Source organism: Micromonospora sp. NPDC051924 (genome assembly GCF_055586005.1).
Genome location: NZ_JBVJJA010000018.1, coordinates 32,670 through 53,958 on the forward strand (window position 1 = coordinate 32,670; position 21,289 = coordinate 53,958).

15 protein-coding genes and 3 tRNA genes are annotated in these 21,289 nt (G+C 72.5%); 11 read left to right on the plus strand and 7 right to left on the minus strand.

Annotated features, from left to right (window positions below):
• The first annotated feature begins 13 nt into the window (after positions 1-13).
• Positions 14-784 (plus strand): cobalt ECF transporter T component CbiQ, encoded by a 771-nt coding sequence (gene cbiQ, locus ACZ6S5_RS16460; RefSeq protein ID WP_466001135.1) that lies wholly within the window; start codon positions 14-16, stop codon positions 782-784.
• The gene (locus ACZ6S5_RS16465) at positions 781-1,551 is read left to right on the plus strand and encodes an energy-coupling factor ABC transporter ATP-binding protein (RefSeq protein ID WP_466001137.1); all 771 of its coding nucleotides are present in this window, start codon (positions 781-783) and stop codon (positions 1,549-1,551) included. Before cbiQ ends, ACZ6S5_RS16465 begins: the two co-directional genes overlap by 4 nt.
• A 97-nt stretch (positions 1,552-1,648) precedes the next feature.
• Here ACZ6S5_RS16465 and ACZ6S5_RS16470 read toward each other — a convergent pair whose 3' ends face one another.
• The 4 genes from ACZ6S5_RS16470 to ACZ6S5_RS16485 are packed head-to-tail and all read right to left on the minus strand — an operon-like array spanning position 1,649 to position 4,599.
• The gene (locus ACZ6S5_RS16470) at positions 1,649-2,749 is read right to left on the minus strand and encodes a hypothetical protein (protein WP_466001139.1); all 1,101 of its coding nucleotides are present in this window, start codon (positions 2,747-2,749) and stop codon (positions 1,649-1,651) included.
• Entirely contained in the window at positions 2,746-3,462 is a 717-nt protein-coding gene (locus tag ACZ6S5_RS16475) for a DsbA family protein (protein ID WP_466001141.1), read from the minus strand. The genes ACZ6S5_RS16470 and ACZ6S5_RS16475 overlap by 4 nt, the downstream gene beginning before the upstream one ends.
• On the minus strand, positions 3,455-4,009 hold the full coding sequence (locus tag ACZ6S5_RS16480) for a MauE/DoxX family redox-associated membrane protein (protein ID WP_466001289.1): 555 nt from the start codon (positions 4,007-4,009) through the stop codon (positions 3,455-3,457). Before ACZ6S5_RS16480 ends, ACZ6S5_RS16475 begins: the two co-directional genes overlap by 8 nt.
• 2 nt (positions 4,010-4,011) lie before the next feature.
• Positions 4,012-4,599: a sigma-70 family RNA polymerase sigma factor gene (locus ACZ6S5_RS16485; protein ID WP_466001143.1), complete on the minus strand. Its 588-nt coding sequence runs from the start codon at positions 4,597-4,599 to the stop codon at positions 4,012-4,014.
• Between the two features lie 108 nt (positions 4,600-4,707).
• On the opposite strand from ACZ6S5_RS16485, the gene ACZ6S5_RS16490 reads away from it, so the two are divergent.
• The 4 genes from ACZ6S5_RS16490 (at position 4,708) to ACZ6S5_RS16505 (ending at position 8,904) form a co-directional block, all read left to right on the plus strand.
• A complete protein-coding gene (locus tag ACZ6S5_RS16490) occupies positions 4,708-5,352 on the plus strand; it encodes a zf-HC2 domain-containing protein (protein WP_466001145.1) in 645 nt (214 codons plus the stop codon).
• A 43-nt stretch (positions 5,353-5,395) separates the two neighbouring features.
• Positions 5,396-7,081 (plus strand): copper resistance CopC/CopD family protein, encoded by a 1,686-nt coding sequence (locus ACZ6S5_RS16495; protein WP_466001147.1) that lies wholly within the window; start codon positions 5,396-5,398, stop codon positions 7,079-7,081.
• 18 nt (positions 7,082-7,099) lie between these two features.
• The gene (locus tag ACZ6S5_RS16500) at positions 7,100-7,825 is read left to right on the plus strand and encodes a YcnI family copper-binding membrane protein (RefSeq protein WP_466001149.1); all 726 of its coding nucleotides are present in this window, start codon (positions 7,100-7,102) and stop codon (positions 7,823-7,825) included.
• A 119-nt stretch (positions 7,826-7,944) separates the two neighbouring features.
• Positions 7,945-8,904: a hypothetical protein gene (locus ACZ6S5_RS16505; protein ID WP_466001151.1), complete on the plus strand. Its 960-nt coding sequence runs from the start codon at positions 7,945-7,947 to the stop codon at positions 8,902-8,904.
• A 155-nt stretch (positions 8,905-9,059) separates the two neighbouring features.
• Here ACZ6S5_RS16505 and ACZ6S5_RS16510 read toward each other — a convergent pair whose 3' ends face one another.
• A complete protein-coding gene (locus ACZ6S5_RS16510) occupies positions 9,060-10,310 on the minus strand; it encodes a glycosyltransferase 87 family protein (RefSeq protein ID WP_466001152.1) in 1,251 nt (416 codons plus the stop codon).
• Positions 10,311-10,383: 73 nt separating this feature from the next.
• On the opposite strand from ACZ6S5_RS16510, the gene orn reads away from it, so the two are divergent.
• The gene (gene orn, locus ACZ6S5_RS16515) at positions 10,384-10,974 is read left to right on the plus strand and encodes an oligoribonuclease (RefSeq protein ID WP_466001154.1); all 591 of its coding nucleotides are present in this window, start codon (positions 10,384-10,386) and stop codon (positions 10,972-10,974) included.
• 101 nt (positions 10,975-11,075) lie between these two features.
• Positions 11,076-11,151 (plus strand) — tRNA-His (locus ACZ6S5_RS16520).
• A 99-nt stretch (positions 11,152-11,250) separates the two neighbouring features.
• Here ACZ6S5_RS16520 and ACZ6S5_RS16525 read toward each other — a convergent pair.
• Both ACZ6S5_RS16525 and ACZ6S5_RS16530 read right to left on the minus strand, forming a co-directional pair.
• Complete coding sequence (locus ACZ6S5_RS16525) at positions 11,251-12,537, minus strand: L,D-transpeptidase (protein ID WP_466001156.1); 1,287 nt, start codon at positions 12,535-12,537, stop codon at positions 11,251-11,253.
• A gap of 201 nt (positions 12,538-12,738) precedes the next feature.
• Positions 12,739-14,004: a L,D-transpeptidase gene (locus ACZ6S5_RS16530; RefSeq protein WP_466001158.1), complete on the minus strand. Its 1,266-nt coding sequence runs from the start codon at positions 14,002-14,004 to the stop codon at positions 12,739-12,741.
• 176 nt (positions 14,005-14,180) lie between these two features.
• Here ACZ6S5_RS16530 and ACZ6S5_RS16535 point away from each other — a divergent pair.
• From ACZ6S5_RS16535 to ACZ6S5_RS16545, 3 genes are all read left to right on the plus strand, one after another.
• A tRNA-Lys gene (locus ACZ6S5_RS16535) sits at positions 14,181-14,253 on the plus strand.
• 158 nt (positions 14,254-14,411) lie between these two features.
• Positions 14,412-14,484 (plus strand) — tRNA-Lys (locus ACZ6S5_RS16540).
• A gap of 302 nt (positions 14,485-14,786) precedes the next feature.
• Entirely contained in the window at positions 14,787-21,281 is a 6,495-nt protein-coding gene (locus ACZ6S5_RS16545) for a carboxypeptidase regulatory-like domain-containing protein (protein WP_466001160.1), read from the plus strand.
• Positions 21,282-21,289: the final 8 nt, after the last annotated feature.

A 21,289-nucleotide genomic window follows, 5' to 3' on the forward strand; every position in this document is an offset into this window, starting at 1 on the left:
GGGTACGCGACCGATGGGTGCCGGGCACGCGCACGTCCTCTACCGGCAGTCCACCTCCCCGGTGCACCGCCTCCCGCCCGAGGTGAAGATCGCGGCGATGGTGCTCTTCACCCTCGCGGTGGTCGCCACGCCGCGGGAGGCGTACTGGGCCTTCGGCGGGTACGCCGTGCTGGTCGCCGCCGTGGCCGCGCTGGCCCGGGTCGGCCCGCGCTGGCTGCTCAGCCGGGCGCTGATCGAGCTGCCGTTCGTGCTGTTCGCGTTCGCGTTGCCGTTCTTCGGCACCGGGGAACGGGTCGAGGTGGCCGGGTGGAGCCTCTCCGTGGACGGCCTGCACGGCGCGTGGAACATCCTGGCCAAGGGCACCCTCGGCGTACTCGCGTCGCTTCTGCTGGCGGCGACCACGACGACGCGTGACCTGATCGTCGGCCTGGACCGGCTGCGCTGCCCGCAGGTGCTCACCCAGATCGCCACCTTCATGCTGCGCTACCTGGACGTGCTGGTCGGCGAGGCGCGGCGGATGCGGGTGGCCCGGGTGTCCCGCGGCGACGACCCGCGATTCCTCTGGCAGCTGCGCGGCTTCGCGGCCGGGGTGGGCGCGCTCTTCCTGCGGGCCTTCGAGCGCGGCGAGCGGGTCTACCTGGCCATGGTTTCGCGCGGCTACACCGGCCGGATGCCGGCGGTCTGGCAGGGCGCGGGCGCGGCCACCGCGGGCCAGTGGGCGGCCGCCGCGACGGTGCCGGCGATCGCGGTCACCATCGCCGCCGTCGCGGTCGTGCTGACATGATCGGGTACGTGCAGCAGCCGCCCTCCCTGGACGTCCGTGGCGTCCGGTACGCGTATCCGGACGGTCACGTCGCCCTGCACGGGGTGGACCTGACCGTGCCGCGCGGCGACCGGGTGGCGCTGCTCGGGCCGAACGGCGCCGGCAAGACCACCCTGGTGCTGCACCTGAACGGCATCCTCACGCCGACCGAGGGGACGGTCAGCGTCGGCGACCTGACGGTGAGCCGGGACCGGGACACCCTCGCCGAGATCCGCCGCCGGGTGGGCATCGTCTTCCAGGATCCCGACGACCAGCTCTTCCTGCCCACGGTCGCCGAGGACGTCGCGTTCGGCCCGGCGAACCTGGGGCTGCGCGGGGCGGAGCTGGCGGCGCGGGTCGACGAGGCCCTCGCCGCGGTGGGGATGAGCGAGCACCGGGACCGGGCGCCGCACCATCTCTCCTTCGGCCAGCGTCGCCGGGTGGCGGTGGCCACCGTGCTCGCCATGCATCCGGAGATCCTGGTCCTCGACGAGCCGTCGTCGAACCTGGACCCGGCGGCGCGGCGGGAGCTGGCGGAGATCCTGCGCGGGCTCCCGGTGACCCTGCTGATGGTCACCCACGACCTGCCGTACGCGGCGGAGCTGTGCACCCGTTCGGTGATCCTCGACGGCGGCCGGATCGTCGCCGACGCCCCCACCCCGGACATCCTCACCGACGACGAACTCCTGGCGACCCACCGCCTGGAACTCCCGTACGCCTTCGATCCCCGCACCGCCCCTCGCCCCTGACCCCGCCTCCGCCAGCTGCGGCGATCTTGCACTTGTGGTGGCGGCGAACCGTGGCAGGTCCGGCGAAACCCCCGCCACAACTGCAAGATCGTCGAGGTCAGCGGGGGGCGGAGGTTGCGGGGGAGGGGGAAGGGGGATGGGTGGCGCGGGCGGCGGTGTGCAGGCGGAGGAGGCCGGCGGCCAGCGCGCCGGAGCCGGTGGCCAGGACCAGGGTGACCAGGATCCGGGTGAGATCGGGCGGCCAGGGGGCCGGTACCACCGAGCGGGACAGCACGGCCAGGTTCGCGGCTCCGGCGAAGAGCGCCAGGCACGACCCGGCCAGGGCGAGTGCGAAGTCGGCGGCCGGGCGGCGGGCGAGGGCGTATGCGCCGGCGGCGAGCGCGCCGAGCCCGGTGAGCAGCGCCCAGGTCTGGGCGGTGAGCAGCCCGAGCAGCGTCCCGCCGACGCCGTCGGCCCCGGCGTCGAGCGCCCGGCCGACGGTGGACGTCACCGCGGCCAGCCCGCCGAGGGCGAGCAGGCCACCGACCGCGCGCAGCGCCCGGCCCCCGGCCACGGTGCCGGCGGGGAGCAGCCCGGCGGCGCCGACGAGCAGGAAGCCGAGCGTCCCGGCCACCCACCAGGGGTACGGGTCCGGCGGCGGCACCCAGTCCAGCGTGCCGCGCACCTCGATCGCCCGGTCGCCGTCGCGCAGCGGCACCACCCAGTCGCGGACCCGCTGCTGGCGGTTCGGATCGGCGGTCACCGGCGCCGGCGGGTCGGACTCCAGCCAGAGGGTCCGCTGGTCGTGCCAGCGGGCACGCTGGTCGGCCGAGACCTTCCGCCAGGCCGGGGCGGCGGCCGGGTCGGCCTCGGGCGGCAGCGGGGTGTCGCCGGCGAGGGTGCGGTTGAGGTACGTGGCGGGGGAACGGGTGTTCTCGTACACCCCGCCCGGGCCGATCCGCAGGTACGGCTCGCCGGAGTAGCCGAGCACCTCGACGTCCCGCCCGGTGGTGTTGATGATCTCCAGCCGGGCGCCCGCCTCGACGATCCGCGCGGTGAGCCCGCGCGGGGCAGGGCTGAGCGCGGTGACCTCCGCCCGGTAGTCGGTGCCGTCGGGGGCGTCCGCGCCGTGCGCGGCGGCCGGGCTGGCGAGGGCGAGCAGGGCGGCGAGCGCGGCGGTGACCACCAGTCCCGCCCGCCGCAGCGGTACGCGGATCACTTGCCGGCCGCCTCCACCGCCGCCTTGATCCCGTCCGGGGTCTTGTCCTGGATCTCCTTGCCGTTGACCTTGACGGTCGGGGTGCCGGTCACCCCGGCCTTGCTGGCGTCGTCGGTGACGTGCTCGGTCCACGAGTTGTACGTGCCGTCGTTGACACAGGAGCCGAAGTCGTCCTTGTTCAGGCCGACCCCCGCGCCGATGTCGATCAGCTCGGCGTCGCTCAGCCCGGCGCTGTTCTCCGGCGGCTGCTTGGCGAAGAGCTGGTCGGTGAACTCCTTGAACTTGCCGCCCTGCGCGGCGCAGCCGGAGGCGGCCGAGGCGCGGGTGGAGTACTCGGTGGTGGAGAAGCGGTTCAGGAAGGCGACGGGGTGGAAGATCACCTGCACCTTGCCCTCGCTGATCAACTGGTTGAGCGTCGGCCCGCTGGTCTCCTGGAACCGCTTGCAGACCGGGCAGAGGTAGTCCTCGTACAGGTCGATGGTGACCCGTCCCTGGCCGAGCTGGATCCCGGTGCCGGTGTGGTTGGCGCCCGTCGGGGCGGTGTAGGTCGTGGACTTCTGGCTGGAGTAGACGGCCCACCCGATCAGCCCGGCGAGCACCAGCACCACCACCGCGGCGATCGAGGTGATGATCGTGCGCGTGCGTCTCTTCTCGCGGGCGATCTGCTCGCGGACCACCCGGGCCGCGTTCTTCTGCCCCTTGCGACTACTCATCCTCGCCCTCCACGGGTGGTTCGCCCGCCAGCCAGCCGTCCACCGAGAACGGGGTGCGGGGCCAGATCAGCAGGAACCCGGCCAGTACCAGGAACCCCAGGTCCCGGAGGATCTCCGGGAGGTAGCTCGGGGCCTGGCCGGCGGCGAGCTGGCCGCCGCTGCCGAAGCACCCGCAGTCGATGGCCAGGCCACGCGCCCAGGCCGAGGCGATGCCGGTGATGAAGACCACCAGCAGCGCCGTGGAGATGCCGGCGGCCAGCCGGGTGGCCAGCCCGACGAGCAGCAGCACGCCGAGCGCCAGCTCCACGAAGGGCAGCGCGGCCCCGATCACGGCCGCCACGTCGTACGGCATCACCTGGTAGGCGTTGACCGCCCGGCCGGAGGCGCCCAGGTCACCGACCTTGGAACCGCCGGCGATCAACCAGACGGCGGCCAGCCCGAGCCGGGCGGCGGTGCCGAGCCAGGGCCGCAGGAGGGGCCAGCGGGCGGCCGGGTTGCGAGATGCGCTCACGGTGGTTAGTCGCTCGGGAGCCGCGGACGGTTCCATGGTCATCCGGCCAGCGCGTCGCCGACGGCGTCGACCAGGTCGCCCCGGGCCCGCGCCACCCGGGAGCGGATGGTGCCCACCGGCACCCCCTCCACCTCGGCGGCCTCGGCGTACGACAGGCCGAGCAGTTGGGTGAGCACGAACGCGCCGCGCCGCTCGGCGGGAAGCCGACGGACCAGGTCGGCGGCACCGAGCTGGCCGGCCGGGTCGGGGTACGGCCGCTCGGTGGCCGCGTGCGCGGCGAGCCGCTCGTCCAGCCGCCGCCGGCGGACCACGCTGCGCAGGTGGTCGGCGCAGGCCCGCCGGGCGATGCCGAGCAGCCAGGTGCGCGCGCTGGAGCGCCCCTCGAAACCGGGCAGCGCCCGGAACGCCCGCAGGTAGGTCTCCTGGGTCAGGTCGTCGGCACTGTCCGGGTCGACGAGGGCGGCGGCGAAGCGCCACACCTCGGCCTGGGTGGACCGGACGAAGGCGGCCTGCGCCGTCGGGTCGCCCGTGCCGGCGGCCAGCGCCCACTCCGTCACCTGATCCTGCGCAGCGTCCCGCCCCGCCGGACGGCGGTCGGCGGAGGTGTCGCGCGGGCCGGGGATCACGACAGACGAGGTTACGCGGCGTAGCTGGGCGGGACAGGGTCGTTCGGCCCTTTCCGTGGTCCCGCCCACGCCGGGAACTTTCCCGGCCCGCCGCCCGACTACCCGCTCATGACGTGCGACGACGTACGGGCGGCACTCTCCGCGCGGCTCGACGGCGAGGACCCGCAGGCGCCGGCCGGGGTGCTGGAGGCGCACACCGCCGGCTGCCCGGGCTGCCGTTCGTGGCTGGCCACGGCCGAGCGGGTGACCCGGCTCACCCGGGTGCAGGCGGTGGACGTACCCGATCTGACCGCCGCGGTGCTCGCCGCGGTCGCCGCGGACCGGGCGGCCACGCGGGACGGCGCGGCGGTGACCCGGCGCGCCCGCCGCCAGGTGCTCCGGGTGGCCGTCGCGGTGGCCGCCGTCGCCCAGCTCGCCGTCGCGCTGCCGATCCTGCTGGCCGGGCTCGGTGTGGCCGCCGATCCGCACACCGGCCGGGAGATGGCCTCCTTCGACGTGGCGCTCGCCGTCGGCTTCGCCCTCGCCGCCTGGCGGCCGGAGCGGGCCCGGGCCTTCCTGCCGGTGGCGCTGGTGCTGGCGGTCTGCCTGGCCGCGACCAGCGTGGTGGACGTCGCCGCCTCGGCCACCGCGGTGGTGCACGAGTTGGGCCACCTCGCCGCCGTGGTGCAGGCCGGCCTGCTCTGGGCGCTGGGCCGGGTCAGCCGGGAGCCGGGGCGTCCGGTGCCCGCGGCGCTCGCGCCGGGGCGCGGATGAGGCGGGTTCGCCGATCGACGCGCGGTCGGGAAGCATGATGGTCATGACTGCTGCCGTACGCCGCCGGGTCGACCCGCGGGCCGCCGCCGATCGCCGTTGGGCCGCCCGGCTGGGCGCCGCCGCCGGCCTGCTGGTCACCCTGGTCGCCCTGCTGCTCGCCCCGGCCACCCCGGCCAGCGCGCACGCGGTTCTGGTGAGCACCAGCCCGACCGCCTCGTCGGTGGTGCCCAGCGGCCCGTCCGAGGTGGTGCTGACCTTCAGCGAGGGGGTCCGCAAGGTGCCCGGCAAGATCCGGGTGATCGCTCCCGACGCGTCCCGGGCCGACCGTGGTGAGCCCACGGTCAAGGGGGCGGTGGTGACCATCCCGGTGGACAGCTCCGCGCGCGGCACCTACCTGGTCAGCTATCGGGTGATCTCGGCCGACAGCCACCCGGTCTCCGGCGCGTTCACCTTTTCGGTGGGCGCCCCGTCCGCCCCGCCGACCGACTCCGGCACGGACACCCGCGCCGACCCGGTCGTGGAGAACGCGGTCAAGGTGGCGAAGTACCTCGGCTACGCCGGACTGCTGCTGCTGGTCGGCCCGGCGCTGGTGCTGGCCGCGCTCTGGCCCCGCCGGCTGTCCCGGCGCGGGCCGGCCCGGCTGGCCTGGTCGGGACTGGGCCTGCTGGTGCTCGCCACCCTCGCCGACCTGTGGTTGCAGGTGCCGTACACCAACGGCGGTGGCCTGTTCGACGTGACCGGCTCCGGCCTCGGCGACGTGCTGGGCAGCGCGTACGGCACCGCGCACCTGGTCCGGCTGGGCCTGCTCGCGGCGGCGGCGTTCCTGCTCCGGCCGCTCTTCGCCGGACCGGTCGGCCGCACCGACGGGATCATCCTGGCCCTCCTCGGCGGCGCGGCGCTGTTCACCTGGCCCCTCGCGGGTCACCCGGCGGCCTCGCCCGCGCCGGCGGTCTCCGTGGTGGTGGACGCGGTGCACCTGGGCAGCATGGCGGTCTGGCTGGGCGGCCTGGTGATGCTCGCGGTCTTCCTGCTGCGCCGGGCCGACGAGCGGGAGCTGGACGCGATCCTGCCGATCTGGTCCCGCTGGGCGGCCCTGGCGGTGGCGGCGCTGCTGCTCGCCGGGACCGTGCAGGGGCTGATCGAGGTGGCCACCCCGAAGGCGCTGGTCGACACCACCTACGGGCAGCTGCTGCTCGCCAAGATCGGGCTGTTCGTGCTGGTGATCGCGGTCGCCGCGTACTCCCGGTCGCTGGTGCGGCGGCGGACCGCCGCGGGCCGCCCGGGGACGATGCGCCGGGCGGTGCTGGTCGAGCTGCTGATCACGGCGGTGGTGCTCGGCGTGTCGGCGACCCTGGTGCAGACCACCCCGGCCCGCACCGCCGCCACCGACGTGGCCGGTACGCCCACCGGCTACTTCTCCGCCACGCTCAACAGCCCGCTCTACTCCCTGCAGGTGGAGCTGGACCCGGCCGAGCGCGGCAACAACTCGCTGCACCTCTACGCGTACACGAAGGACAACCGGCCCCAGCCGGTCAAGGAGTGGAAGGCCACGGCGGCGCTGCCGTCGGCCGGGATCGAGCCGATCGAGATCCCGCTGCTGCCGCTGACCGACAACCACGCCACCGGGGAGATCAACCTCCCGGCGGCGGGCCAGTGGCAGCTGCGCTTCACCGTCCGCACGTCCGACATCGACCAGGCCACGGTGATCGCCACCGTGCCGATCAAGTAACGGAAGGCGTTCCGACCCATGATCCGTATCCGGCGCCCCGCGACCGCCGCCGCGCTCACTCTCGCCGCCGTCGCCACGGCGGTGCTCGGCCTGGCCGGGCCCGCCTCGGCGCACGTCACGGTCAACCCGACGGAAGCCACCCAGGGTGGCTACGGCCGGTTCGCCTTCCGGGTGCCGAACGAGAGCGACACGGCATCGACCACCAAGGTGGAGGTGGTGCTGCCGGAGAACGCGCCGGTCGGCTCGGTCTCCACCATGCCGGTCGCCGGGTGGACGGTGAAGGTGGAGAAGCGCAAGGTCGACCCGCCGATCGAGGTGCACGGCAGCCAGCTCACCGAGGCGGTGTCCAAGCTGACCTGGACCGCGGCCGCCGGCGGCGGGGTCAAGCCGGGCGAGTTCCAGGAGTTCCCGGTGTCGATGGGCCCGCTGCCGCAGGTGGACAAGATGGTGTTCAAGGTGCTCCAGACCTACTCGGACGGCAACGTGTCCCGCTGGATCGAGGAGCCGACGCCGGGCCAGGAGGAGCCGGAGAACCCGGCCCCGGTGCTCACGCTGACCGCCGCATCGGGGTCCGCGTCGCCGGCCGCCAGCCCGCCGGCCGCCGCGTCCGGCGGGGACGACGACGCCGACTCGGGCACCGCCACCGTGCTCGGCGTGGCCGGTCTGGTGGCCGGCCTGGCCGGGCTGATCCTCGGCGGGCTGGCGTTCCTGCGTACCCGGCGGGAGTCCACGCCGAAGTCCTGACCCTCGTCGCCGGCGCGCTTTCGGCGGTCCGTGCGGTGCTTGCCGTGGATATCCGGCGATTGTGCGGTTCGCGTCGGTAAGGTCGGCCGGGTATCTGGCTACCGAGGGAGACGACGCGAATGCGTTTCGTGCGGACGATCGCCGGCATGCTGCTGTTGACCGTGGGGATTCCGACGCTGCTGGCGGGCGCCGGTCTCTGGGTCGCCGCCCGGCACGCCGACCCGGACGGCGGGTTCGGCGCCCGGTTCGAGACGGTCCGCACCACGGGACACGCCGTGGTGGTCACCGACGTGGACCGGCTGCTCCGCGCGGAGGCGCCGTTCGTCCGCACGGGCCAGGCCCGGCTGCGGCTGACCGCGCGGACCGCCGACGGTCCGGCCTTCCTCGGCCTGGCCCCGACCGACCAGGTCGGGCGCTGGCTGGCCGCCGTCCCGCACGCCACCGTCGGTCGCGTCGCGCTGGCCCGCGGCCCGCTGCCGGTACGGCTGGAGCCGGCCGGCCCGGTCGCCGCCGGCACCGCCGCCACCAGCCCCCTCGACCAGGACTTCTGGGTACGCGAAGGGGTGGGCGCGCTCGAGTGGAGCCCGGCGGAGCTGGCCGGCCGTTCGTTGAGCCTGGTGGTGATGCGTCCGGACGGGCGGGGCGGCCTGGTGCTGGACCTGCGCGCCGAGGTGCGGGCCGGCTGGTTCCCCGGGGCGGCGTGGGCGCTGCTGGCCGGCGGGACGCTGCTGCTGGTCCTGGCCGTGCTGCTGCTGCTGCGGCCGGTCCGCCCGCGTGAGGTGGTCTTCGTCGTCGAGCCGGACCAGGTCCCGGTGCTCGCCGGGCGGCTCGGGGTCAGCTCGCTCAGCGGGTTGGGGTCGGGGGAGGACCGTTCTGACCTGCCCGAGCGGCAACTGGTCGCGGTCGGGTCGGGGCACACCGATCGACCCAGGGCGGCGATCGGCCCGGTGCCCAGCCGCAGCCCCGAGGCCCTGGCGGACCTGCCGGGCGACCCGGCCTGGGCCTGGCCAACGGCCGCCGCGTCGGAGACATCCCGTCCGTCGCCGCTGGACGGTCCGGTACGCAGGGCCGACGACTGACGTCGCCCGGAACGGCAGGTGGCCCTCCGCGCTGCCGACGCGGAGGGCCACCATCACCGGGGGAATCGGTGCTACCTGGGAGAAACTTGAGGTAGTTGAGACCAGATTAGCGCCGAAGGCCGTTGATCGCGACGTCTGTCCATTTGGTGCAAGTTTCAGGATCTGGTGGGCCGCGCCGCCCGCCGGTACGGCAACGCCGCCAGCAGCAGGAGACTGAGCAGCACGTACGCGTTGCGGGCGACGAACTCGCCGAGACTGTCGGTACGTGCCGGCGCGACCCCCCAGTCCAGGAAGGTCACCACCCCGTAGATGCTCACGAAGCTGGTGCCGGCCGCCAGGGTGAGCAGCCAGCGACGCCGCCGGGCGCCCGCCACCGTGTGCGGGTCGGCGTCCAGCGCGGTGTCGACCAGCACCGCCACCGCCGGGATGAACCAGTACAGGTGGTGGGTCCAGGTGATCGGGCTGACCAGGCCGCCGACCAGGCCGGTCAGCGTGATGCCGGCGAGCGCGTCCCCGGCCCGCGCCGCGCGCGCCGCCCGCCACAGCCCGTACGCCGTGACCGCCAGGACCAGCAGCAGCCAGGGCAGCTGGCTGGGCTTCTCCGGGGCGGTGAACCGGCTGAGCAGACCGAACAGCGACTGGTTCCCGGTGTAGTCGGTCCGTCCCACCCGGTCGGTCGCCCACAGCTCGTGGGTCCAGAACCGCCACGAGTCGCCCGGCGCCGCCGCCGCGGCCAGCAGGGTGGCCACCGTCGCGGTGGCCGAGGCGACCACCGCCGCCCGCCAGCGACGGGTGGCCAGCAGGTAGAGGATGAAGATGCCGGGGAAGAGCTTCAGCGCCGTCGCCAGCCCCACGCCCACCCCGGCCCAGCGTCGCCCCCCGGGTACGGCGAAGAGCAGGTCGGCCAGGATCAGCACCACCAGCAGCATGTTGATCTGACCGAAGGTGATGGTCTCCCGGGTGCTCTCCACCGCGAAGACCAGCAGCACCGCGACGGTGAGCGTGAAGAGCCGGGGCAGGTCGTGCCGCTCGGCCACCGGCGTCACCAGCCACCGCGTCGTCACCACCACGCCCAGCAGGGTCAGCGCGGTGAAGATCACCACGGTGGCGCCCAGTGGCAGCAGGGCGAACGGCCGCAGCAGCAGCGCCGCGAAGGGCGGGTAGGTGAAGTAGAGCGCGCCCTGCACCCGGTCGGGCTGCACGTAGTCGTAGAGCGGGTGGCCGGCCGCCCACCAGTCCATCGCCCGCATGTAGATCTTCAGGTCGAAGAAGTTGTGGACCCGGCCCGGCCAGTAGAGCGCCGGCAGCACCGCCGCGATCGCCACCACCGTGACGAGCCGGCGGGCCGCACGCCCGCCCGGGTCGTCCTCGGTGACGGCGGGTGGCGCGACGGGTTCGGCTGGCACGGGGAAACCCTAGCGGTCCACGTCGGCGACGGTGCCGAGGCGCGGGCGCGTCGGCGACGCGTAGTCTGTTCCGGTGGCTGATCTTCTCGTCTGGATCGACTGTGAGATGACCGGGCTGGACCTCGGGCGTGACGCGCTGATCGAGGTCGCCGCGCTCGTCACCGACCCCGATCTGAACGTGCTGGGGGAGGGCGTCGACGTGGTCATCCACGCCGACGAGGCGGCGCTGGACGGGATGCCGGAGATCGTGCGCACCATGCACGGCAAGTCCGGGCTCACCGAGGAGGTACGCCGCTCCACGGTCACCCTCAAGGAGGCCGAGGACCTGGTGCTGGAGTACGTGGCCAGCCACGTCAAGGACCCGCGTACCGCGCCGCTCTGCGGCAACTCGATCGCCACCGACCGGGGCTTCATCGCCCGCGACATGCCCCGCCTCGACGCGCACCTGCACTACCGGATGATCGACGTCTCCTCGATCAAGGAGCTCTGCCGTCGCTGGTACCCGCGGGTGTACTTCGGGCAGCCGCAGAAGGGCCTGGCCCACCGGGCCCTGGCCGACATCCGGGAGAGCATCCGGGAGCTGGAGTACTACCGGCGGACGATCTTCGTCCCGCTGCCCGGCCCGGACGTGGAGAGCGCCAAGGCGATCGCCGCCCAGCTCTGAGCCGCCTTCGGGGCCGAGCCGGAACCCGCTGGACGCGGCCGGCAGGGGTGTGGCTATTATTAGTCCGCACCCCGGCCGGGTCGACCGGCGCGGAGAGCATGGTGGCTGTAGCTCAGTTGGCAGAGCACCGGGTTGTGGTCCCGGTTGTCGTGGGTTCAATTCCCATCAGTCACCCCAGTCACGAAAGCCCCTCCCGAGGGAGGGGCTTTCGGCGTTTCCCGGTCCGGCAACGCGACGGCCCCCTCCCTGAGGAGGGGGCCGCCACGACGGGACGGATCAGGGGGTCGGCTCGATGCTCGGCTCCGCGGTCGCCCCGTCGCCGGCCTGCTGCGGCTCGTACGGCAGGGCGCTGCCCTTGACGTACTCGTCCCAGCTCATGTTCCAGTCGGTCCAACCGTTGCCGTTCTGCAGCTGACGCTCGGTGCCCTTGACGGTGATCGGGTCACCCATCCGAGTGTTGGCGAAGAGCCAGGCGCCGTCCTTCATCGAGACGTTCACGCAGCCGTGCGAGACGTTGACCTTGCCCTGCACACCCTCGGACCAGGGCGCGGCGTGGATGAACTCGCCGCCCCAGGTGAGCCGCTGGGCGAAGTCGATGTCGGTGCGGTAGCCCTCGTCCGGACCCAGTTCCGCCGTGGTGTCGAAGACCGTCTTGCGGAGTTTCTCGATCACCACCATGGTCCCGCTGGACGACGGGGTGGTCTTCTTGCCGAGGCTCACCAGGATCCTCTTGATGACCTGGCCGTCCTTGGTCACCGTCATGGTCTTGGTGCGGTTCTCCACGGTCATCACGAACGACGGGCCGATCTTGATGTCCACGCTGAGATCCGAGCGGCCGTACCAGCCGTCGCCGAGCGGCAGGCCGCCCGCCTGCACCCGGTAGGTCACGGTGCTGTTGGCCTGCCAGAACTCCTTCGGCCGGTAGCGCACCTCGGTCGGGCTCGCCCAGTGCCAGATGCCCTCCTGGGCGGGCTTCGCGGTGACCGTCATCCGGCGCTGCACGTCGTCCCGGTAGTCCTCCGGGATCGCCCGGCTGAACCGCACGATCAGCGGCATGCCCACCCCGACCACCTGGTTGTCGCCCAGGAAGCTGCTGATCCGCACCTGCTTGCCGGGCTTGGCCATGGTGGTGAAGGTGCTGGTCGCCGTCGCCGGCTTGTCGTCGTCGCCGGTCGCGGTCACCGTCGCGGTGTACGTCTCGCCGTACTTCAGGGCGCCGTCGGGGAGCCAGGTCTTGCCGTCGGCCTGGAGCTCGCCCTCGACGGCCTCGCCGGCGGAGTCCTTGAGCTCGACGGTGGTCTCCTTGGCCTCCTTCGTGGTGAAGGAGATGGCGGTGGACGCCGGCACGTCCTTGGCGTCGGCCTTGGGTTCGGCGATGGTCGCGGCCGCCTTCGGGCCGCTGTCCCCGCCACCCTGCCAGCTCGGCCCCTTGTCCCCGCCGCCGCTGGTGCAGGCGGAGGTCAGGGCCAGCGCGGCGGCGAGCACGGCGGCCGCCAACGCACGGCGGCGCGCGCCGCCCCGGGCGGTCCCGGGCCGGATCAGCTCGTCCTGGCTAGCTCGCATGATTCCCTCACAGTCGTGATCCCCGGTCCCATCGTCCCCTACAGACGCACCGGTACGGATACCCGTTGCCGGGAGTGAACCGAAACACCCCGCCCGCGTTGTAACGATTCTGGTACGGTGGCGCGCTTTGTGAGCGGGGCTCGCCTTTCCCTCGACGGGCGACGGTGGCCGAGATCACTCCGGGCGCCCGCCCGACCGGCCTCAGAAGGCCGGCGCCTCGCCACCCTCGGGCACCGGCAGCGCGCTGCCCGCGACGAACTCGGACCAGCTCAAGCTCCAGGCCGTCCAGCCGTTCCCCGGCGCCAGCGTCCGCTCGGTGCCCCGGACGGTGATCGGATCACCGATCAGGGTCCGGGCGAAGAGCCACTTCGCGTTCGCCGTGGAGACGTTCACGCAGCCGTGCGAGACGTTCCGGTGCCCCTGCGCGGCGACGGACCAGGGAGCCGCGTGGATGTACTCGCCGCCCCAGGTCAGCCGCTGGGCGAAGTCGATCTCCGTGACGTACTGGTTGTTCGGGTCCGGCTCGTCCCGGGTGTCGAAGACCGTCGACTCCTTCTTCTCCATCACCACCATGGTGCCGCTGGAGGAGGGGGTGCTCTTCTTGCCGAGGCTGACCGGCATGGTGCGGACCAGGCCGCCGTTCTCGTACACGGTCATCTTCTTGGTGGCGTTGTCGACCTTCATCTCGAACGCCCGGCCGATCTTCGCGGTCGCGCTCCGGTCGACGTTGCCGTAGCGGCCGTTGCTCAGCGGGACGCCGGCCAGGGCCAGCCGCACCGTGATGGTGGTGCCGGGCTTCCAGTACTCCGGCGCGCGGTAGTAGGCCTGCGTGCCGTTGGAGAGCCAGTGCCAGGCGCCCGGCTGCGGCGGGTCGGTCTGCACGAACATCCGCTTCTGCACCGCGGCCCGGTCCTTCTTCGGGATGCCCGGCGAGAACTCGGCCACCACCGGCATCCCCACCCCGTACGTCCGGTCGCTGAACAGGTAGAGACCCGAGCCGATCATCGACTTCGGCCGGGCCATCGTGGTGAAGGTGCCGGTGCCCTCGTGGATCCGGCCGTCCGGGCCGGTCCCGGTGACGGTGGCGGTGTAGCGGGTGCCGTACTTCAGCGGGGCGGACGGCACCCAGGACGAGCCGTCCCGGCGTAGCCGGCCCTCGACCGGCTTGCCGCTCGCGGTCGTCAGGGCGACCTTCGAGACCGTCCCGCCGCCTGGGATCTTGGCGCTGATCTCGGTGCTGACCGGGCGACGGCTGGCTCCGTCGGCCGGGATCACCGCCAGCGGGGCCGGAGACGCCTGCGCCGGCCCGCCCGGCCCGCCGGCGGACGCGGTCGCGGTCGGCTCTCTTTGCTGGCCGCCGCTCGCGGCCACCGGCTTCCTCTGGTCGTCCCCGCACCCGGCCAGTGCCAGCGACGCCGTGAGGACCAGGGCGCCCACCATCGCCCCGGCCCGCGCGAACCTGCCCATCCCCACCCCTGTTCTCGCGTGCCTGGCGGACATGGTGCCGCATCACCGCCGTCACTCCTGGCCCCCGCTGGTCAGTTTGATGCTGTTTGTCCGGTAAGCTCGACCGAAGGGGGGAGCCGGGATCTGATTGGAAGCCGCGTCCGGCAGCGTGCTAATGTTCTCCCCGTTGCCGGCGAGCGCCGCTAGCTCAACTGGCAGAGCAGCGGACTCTTAATCCGCGGGTTCGGGGTTCGAGTCCCTGGCGGCGCACAGGTGATCAAGGCTCTGGTCCGGTTCCACCGGGCCAGGGCCTTTTTCGTTCCTCGGGCGGATGCCGATCACCAGAATTGGGGCGGCCCCGTGACGGGAGCCGGCCTCCCGCCCGGCCCCGTCGGCCGCGTGCTAGTGTTCCTCCCCGTTGCCAGCGAGCGCCGCTAGCTCAACTGGCAGAGCAGCGGACTCTTAATCCGCGGGTTCGGGGTTCGAGTCCCTGGCGGCGCACCGGTGATAGTGGCTCTGGCCTGGTGGTTCTCCACCAGGCCAGAGTTGTTTTCCGGGCTGGTTGTGGTGCACCACCACGCCTGTGGAGGCGGCACCCGGACGGAACCGTCCGTCACCGTCGAGCTACTTGCATACCTCAATGTCCGTTCTGTGCTTGCAGCTTGTGATCACTCTTTACATCGGTTCTCCTCCATCTCTATCGTCTGGCGCACTGTCAGACGTGATCACGGGGGTCGCTGGTGGCTGGATGGCCATTGCCTGCGCGCGTGTCCAGAACGCGTAGAGGTCTTTTCGGACGTTGGTTGACGGGCGCGGTCACCGCGACCGTCGCGGCGAGTCTGCTCGGGGTGCCGGCGACGCCGGCCGCCGCCGCGCCGCCGCAACAGAAGGGTGCGTGTGTCGACGAGCAGCCCGACGCGGCTTCGGCCCGTCGCATGCTGGCGGTCTGCAACCGCCGGGTGGAGCTGCTCTCGGCGCGTACGGAGTGGTCGCAGACGTTCCTCAACGTCGACGGCTCCGAGACGCTGGAGCAGACGATCGAACCGGCCCGGGTGCGCAAGGGCGACTCCTGGGCTCCGGTCGACACCACGCTGAAGGCGACGTCCGAGGGCATCGTGCCCCGGGCGACCGTCCTGCCGATCGTGTTCTCCGCCAAGGGCGACGGCCCGTTCGTGCGGCTGCGCGACGGCTCCCGGGAACTGGCCCTGACCTGGCCCGGCACGCTGCCGGCCCCGGTGCTGAAGGGCGCCACGGCCACCTACCGGAACGTCCTGCCGGACGTCGACCTCCAGGTCACCGCCCAGCCGCTCGGCTTCTCCCAGGTGCTGGTGGTCCGGACCCGCGCGGCGGCCGCCAACCCCGAGCTGGCGTCGCTGAAGTTCGGCGTCAGCACCAAGGGCCTGACCGTGACCACCGCCGCCGGCGGCGGCCTGGCAGCCCGGGACGCCAAGGGCGGCACCGTCTTCGCCGCCCCGGCGCCGCTGATGTGGGACTCCTCGGACGCCGAGGGCCCGGCCAACGACCAGGGCAAGGGCAAGACCCAGGCCTCGGCCGCGCCGAGGCGCAAGCCCACCGCCGCCGAGGCCGCCGCGGAGGCGGCCCGGGGCGCGGAGGCCGTGCCCGACCGGAAGGCGGTGCCCGAGCGCGCCCGCCGGGCCGTCATGCCGGTACGCGTCGACGGCGGGACCCTGACCGTCGTCCCGGACAAGAAGATGCTGGCCGACCAGGGTACGAAGCTGCCCATCTACATCGACCCGTCGTGGACCGGCGGCATCTCCAGCAACGCCTGGACCTCGGTCTGGAGCAAGTACAAGTCCAGCTCGTTCTGGCAGAACTCGACGGCGCTGTACAACAGCTCGACCGTCGGGGCGGCGGGCGCGGGACGCACCGAGGACTGCTCCGGCTGCGTGGACCACATCATCCGCTCGCTCTTCCGGATGAACACCTCCACGGTCCGGGGCAAGCACATCCTCAGCGCCCAGTTCCGGGTCGAGCAGCGCTGGTCCTGGACCTGCAGCCCGTCGCCGACGAACGCGAAGCTGTGGATGACCGGGGCGATCTCGTCGAGCACGACCTGGAACAACCAGCCGACCTGGTACAGCACCTACACCTCGCAGACGCTCGGCAACCGCAAGTACGGCGCCATCCACGGCTGCCTCGGGACCGGGACCATCGAGTTCAACGTCACCTCGATGGTGGCCAAGGCGGCGGCGAGCGGGTGGTCCACCCTGACCGTCGGCCTCCGCGCCGTTGACGAGGGCACCAAGAGCCAGTGGAAGCGGTTCAACCACGCCTCGCCGAAGCTCGCCATCACCTACAACACCGACCCGAACGCGCCCAGCGACCGCAAGTCCGACGGCAAGGTGTGCGCGACCGGCACCTCGCGGCCGTACGTGCTGAGCGCCACGCCGATCCTCGCCGCGAAGCAGTCCGACCCGGACACCTCGCAGCAGTCGCTGACCACCTACTTCTACTGGTGGCCACTGGGCGGCACCCGGAACGAGACCAACAAGATCTCGCAGGCCGCCGGCAACCCGTCGGTCGTGTCGAAGGCGATCCCGTCCGGCAAGTTGACCGACGGCGCTACCTACGTGTGGCAGGCCCGGACCTGGGACGGCACCCACTACGGGGCCTGGTCCGGCACCTGCGAGTTCACCGTGGACACCTCGAATCCAAACCCGCCGGCCAGCATCACCTCGACCAACTACCCCAATGACGGCGTCCCGCGCGGCGGCGTGGGCCTCTCCGGCACCTTCAACGTGGCACCGCCGACCAGCAAGGCGAACGAGGTCAGGGAGTACGCGTACAGCCTCGACTCCGGGGTGCTGACCGCGGCGAAGACCGTGCCCGCTCGGACCACGGACTACGGGGGGTCGTTCACGATCGCGCCACTGCACGACGGCGTGAACAACCTCTACGTGTGGTCCAAGGATCACGCGGGTCGCTTCTCCAGTTCGGTGCTGTACACCTTCAGCGTCAAGGCCGGCTCCGGGCCGGCGGCGGAATGGAGGTTCGAGGAGACGGGCAGCACCGCCAACGACGACTCGGGGCACGGGAACGCCCTGACGCTCGGCACCGGGGTCACCCGGGTCGCCGGCCGCGCCGGTGTCGGGACGGCCCTGTCGCTGCCCGGCACCGCCGCCGCCACCCGGACCGGCACCCTCAACACCCCGCACCCGGACACCGGCGTCTCCACCCCGGTCCGGACCGACACCAGCTTCACCGTCGCGGCCTGGGTCAAGATCAGCTCGACGGCGGGCACCGGCGTGCAGACCGTGGTCAGCGCGAGCGGCACGCGGATGTCCGCGTACCACCTCGGCTACGCCGGCAGCAGCCAGCGTTGGCGGTTCACCATGGCCGCCGCCGACACCGACAACGCCGGGCTCTACAGCGTGCTGTCTGACGCGGCCCCGACGGCCGGCAAGTGGACCCACCTCGCCGGCGTCTACGACGCCGCGACCAAGAAGCTGACCCTCTACGTCAACGGGGTCGCGCAGACCGCCACGACGACCCTCTCCGGCGGCTTCAACGCCACCTCGGAGTTCGCCGTCGGCCGGCGCAAGTGGAACGGCGCCAACGACAGCTACTTCACCGGCGCCGTCGACGACCTGCGGTTCTACAACTTCGTCGAGACCTCGGCCAACCTGGCGAAGCTCGCCGTGCCGCTGCAGCCGAAGATCACCTTCCCGAACGGCGCCAGCGTCACGGCCGGCGGTCAGCTGACCGTCAAGTTCGACGCGGGCGGCGACATCAACATCACCAAGTTCAAGTACAGCGTCGACGGCACCGGCCTCGGCACCACCGTCAACGCCACCAGCGCGGGCGGCACGGCCACCGTCACGATTTCGGTGGGTAACACCACCGGCGAGCGTCCGGTGTACGCGGTCGCGGTGGACGACGGCAACCGCGTCGGTGCGATGGCCCAGAACCAGTTCACCGTCAACGCCGCCGCCAGCCTCGCCGGCACGGTGTGGGACCCGAACTGGATGCCACAGGCCGGGGCGCTGATCCAGCTGCAACCGGGTGGCTACCAGGCCACCTCCGGCGCCGACGGCAGCTACCTGCTGGCCAACATCCCGCCCAGCACGTACACCATCACCGTCACCTACGGCGGCCGGTGCGGCCTGGCGGTCAGCCAGCAGATCGAGGTCGCCGGCCCGGACACCACCGTGCTGGACATCTTCCTGCTCGCGGTCGGCGACGACCTGGGCACCACCTGCACCGAGCAGACCGCGACCTTCACCACGGCCAGCACCGCGCTGGCGCTCACCGGTGACGACGCCGTCAGCACCGTCCAGCTGCCGTTCGCCTTCCCGTTCTACGGCGGGGCCTACCGCAGCGCCTGGGTCGACACCAACGGCCTGCTCTCGTTCACCGACCCGGCCGGCTCGCACCCGTACACCGGCGGTGGCCAGCTGCCCGCGCCGGCGGACCCGAACGCCGTCGTCGCCCCGTTCTGGGACGACCTGGTGGTCGACGCGTCGGCGAGCGTCCGGACCGGCACCACCGGCACCGGCGCCGACCAGCGGTTCATCGTCGAGTGGCGCAACGTCTACCGGAAGGCCGACGCGACCCAGCGCCTGACCTTCGAGGCGATCCTCGCGCCGGACGGCACCGTGACCACCAACTACGACCAGCTCGACAACGCCGCCGAGAAGGGCGACAACGCGATCGTCGGCATCGAGGCGGCCGCGGGTGAGGACGGGCTGTCCTACTCGGTGGACGAGCCGGTGCTGGCCAACGGCCAGGCCATCACCTTCGTCCGCCCGGACGTCGCCGGCGGGCTGGAGACGCACAACCTCTCCGGCACGCTGACCGACGCGGCCGGCAACCCGGTCAGCGGCGCTACCGTCACGCTCGACCCGGGTGGCCTGACCGCCACCACGAGCGGCACCGGGGCGTACAGCTTCACCGGCCTGGTGGCCGACAGCTACGACGTCTCGGCGAAGCTCGCCGGGCGGTGCGGCGTGGTCGTGCGCAGCCAGGTGGAGCTCTCGGCGGACACCGTGAGTGACCTGAAGCTCGGCCCGGACTACGGCGGCCTTGGCTACGCCTGCACCACCGGCCCGTCGGGGTTCGTGGCGGCCGCCAACGTGCTCGCCCTGACCGGCGACGACGCGGCCACCACGGTGACCCTGCCGTTCCCGGTGCAGTTCCATGGCCAGTCCTACACGTCGGGCTTCGTGCACACGAACGGCCTGGTCAGCTTCGGTAGCGTCTCCGGCGCGGTCGACGCCTGGGCCAATCCGACGATGCCGACCGCGGACGCGCCCAACGCCGTGGTGGCCCCGTTCTGGGACGACTTCCAGGTGGACTCCTCGTCCAGCGTCCGGACCCAGACGTTCGGCACTGCGCCGAACCGGTACTACGTGGTGGAGTGGCGCAACGTCGGGTTCCGTCCGACCAGCGCGGAGCGGCTCACCTTCGAGGTGATCTTCCACGAGGACGGCCGGATCGCGTTCCACTACGGCGCGATGTCGACCCCGACCCAGCAGGGCGCCGGCGCGACCGTCGGGTTGGAGAACGGCTCCGGCACGGTGGCGGCGCTCTACTCCTTCCAGGAGGCGGTGCTCACCGGCAACAGCTCCATCACGTACACGCCGGCCCCGGTGGGCACCGTCAACGGTGTGCTCACCACCGCGGTCACCGGCACGCCGTACGCCGGGGCGACGGTCACCCTGAACCCGGGCAACCGGAGCACCACCACCGGCGCGGACGGCAGCTACCAGTTCACCGGCGTGCCGGTGGGCGAGTACCAGGTGGCCGCGGCGACCGGGGACAACCGGTGCGTCGGCCAGTCCGCGAAGGAGACCGTCAACTACGCGGGCGGGACCAAGAACGTGGACCTGTCCGTGATGGTGGACGGCGACGAGTTCGGCAACAAGTGCACCACCGGCCCGCAGACCTTCATCCCCGGTGACGTCACCGAGGGCTGGAGCGGCGACGAGACGGTGTGGCAGAAGAACCCGCCCTTCCCGGTCAAGCTGTACGGCGAGCAGTACACCTCGGCCTGGATCAGCGCCAACGGTCTGATCAGCTTCAAGGACCCGGCGTACTTCGGCTGGATCGGGTCCTGGCCGGGCACCATCCCGTCGCCGGCCGTGGAGGGATCCCCGAACGCGGCGGTCTACGCCCTGTGGGACGACTGGGTGGTCGACAACCAGGCGCGGATCGCCACGAAGATCAGCGGTACGGCGCCCAACCGGCAGTGGGTCGTCGAGTGGCGCAACGTCCACATCTACGGCGACACCAGCACCCGGGCCACCTTCGAGGTGATCTTCAACGAGGGTGGCGACATCACCCTCGCCTACACCGACATCGACCCGACGAAGTCGATCGAGCGCGGCGGTGAGGGCACCGTGGGCATCGAGAACGCCGACGGATCCATGGCCTTCCAGTACCTGTTCCGGGAGAACTGGCTGGCCAGCGGGCAGGGCGTGACCTTCAAGCCCAACCCGCCGGGGCAGGGCAGCGTGGCCGGCACGGTCACCTGCCAGGGCGCCGCGGTCGCCGGGGCGACCGTGACGGTCGCCGACAAGACGGCCACGACGGCCGCGGACGGCACCTACAAGGTCGACGCGGTGCCGGCCGGCACCTGGGCGGTGATCGCCACCGTGACGAGCGGTGCCTGCAAGGGTTCCGACGTACGGCAGGTCACGGTGGGGACGAACACCCAGGCGGCGGCGGACTACACCCTCGGGGCCACGGCGGCCGGGGGTGGGTACACCCTGGCCGAGCAGCCGGTGGCGTACAGCCCTGCCGACGCCACGGTGCTGTCGCTGACCGGCGACGACGCCTACAGCTCGGTGGCCCTGCCCTTCCCGGTGACCCTGTACGGGCAGACCTACAACACCGGCTACGTGGACATCAACGGCGTGCTCAGCTTCGTCGACCCCGGCGAACCGTCGCCGGACGCGTGGCCGATCCCGTCGCCGGACAGTCCCGAGGAACCCAACGCCGCCCTCTACCCGTTCTGGCACGACTGGGTGGTGGACAGCAACGCCAGTGTCCGCACGGCGGTCCGCGGCACCGCACCCAACCGGCAGTTCGTCATCGAGTGGCGCAACGTGCACTCGTACGAGGACCCGCTGACCCGGGTGACCTTCCAGGTGATTCTCGACGAGGCCGGTGGCTGGAGCTACGCCTACACCGACAACGACGGCACGTTCCTGGAGCGTGGCGGCGGCGCCACCATCGGCGTCGAGAACGCCGACGGCACCTCCGCCATCCAGTACACGTACCGCCAGCCGGTGCTCCGGCCGGGCCTGGGGCTGCGGTTCAACCCGCCGACCCCGTGATCAGCAGG

What these genes read in the sequence shown, in the direction of transcription:
- cbiQ (WP_466001135.1), top strand. Translation starts at nt 14, where the DNA reads ATGGGTGCCGGGCACGCGCACGTCCTCTACCGGCAGTCCACCTCCCCG.
- ACZ6S5_RS16465 (WP_466001137.1), top strand. Translation starts at nt 781, where the DNA reads ATGATCGGGTACGTGCAGCAGCCGCCCTCCCTGGACGTCCGTGGCGTC.
- ACZ6S5_RS16475 (WP_466001141.1), bottom strand. Translation starts at nt 3,462, where the DNA reads ATGAGTAGTCGCAAGGGGCAGAAGAACGCGGCCCGGGTGGTCCGCGAG.
- ACZ6S5_RS16480 (WP_466001289.1), bottom strand. Translation starts at nt 4,009, where the DNA reads ATGGAACCGTCCGCGGCTCCCGAGCGACTAACCACCGTGAGCGCATCT.
- ACZ6S5_RS16490 (WP_466001145.1), top strand. Translation starts at nt 4,708, where the DNA reads ATGACGTGCGACGACGTACGGGCGGCACTCTCCGCGCGGCTCGACGGC.
- ACZ6S5_RS16495 (WP_466001147.1), top strand. Translation starts at nt 5,396, where the DNA reads ATGACTGCTGCCGTACGCCGCCGGGTCGACCCGCGGGCCGCCGCCGAT.
- ACZ6S5_RS16500 (WP_466001149.1), top strand. Translation starts at nt 7,100, where the DNA reads ATGATCCGTATCCGGCGCCCCGCGACCGCCGCCGCGCTCACTCTCGCC.
- ACZ6S5_RS16505 (WP_466001151.1), top strand. Translation starts at nt 7,945, where the DNA reads ATGCGTTTCGTGCGGACGATCGCCGGCATGCTGCTGTTGACCGTGGGG.
- ACZ6S5_RS16525 (WP_466001156.1), bottom strand. Translation starts at nt 12,537, where the DNA reads ATGCGAGCTAGCCAGGACGAGCTGATCCGGCCCGGGACCGCCCGGGGC.
- ACZ6S5_RS16530 (WP_466001158.1), bottom strand. Translation starts at nt 14,004, where the DNA reads ATGGGCAGGTTCGCGCGGGCCGGGGCGATGGTGGGCGCCCTGGTCCTC.